The sequence below is a fragment of the Pseudomonas sp. SIMBA_067 genome (assembly GCF_046534675.1).
GTDB classification, from domain to species: domain Bacteria; phylum Pseudomonadota; class Gammaproteobacteria; order Pseudomonadales; family Pseudomonadaceae; genus Aquipseudomonas; species Aquipseudomonas putida.
On the sequence record NZ_JAWRYH010001500.1, the window covers coordinates 1 to 230 of the forward strand.

General features: G+C 66.1%; 1 protein-coding gene. It reads right to left on the bottom strand.

Annotated features, from left to right (window positions below):
• Positions 1-230: hypothetical protein (locus SB765_RS34450; RefSeq protein WP_410933135.1), on the bottom strand; the 230-nt coding region annotated here is incomplete at both ends.

The window sequence follows — 230 nt, forward strand, 5'->3', positions numbered from 1 at the left end:
GCCCGCATCATTGAAGCGCCGCGCGATGCTCTCGGTCGCCGCCGCCTGAGGCTGACCGGCGGCCTTGCTGATCACCAGGTTGAAGGTATCGGTCGCGAGCCCGCTGTCGACGACAGCATGGTCGGGATGCTCGTGCGCCTGCATCGTGCCGCCGATGCGGCGCGGAAAATAGGCGTTCTTCTTGATCATGCCGTCCAGCAGCGTGGCGATCTGCGGGGCGAGGTTCTGTC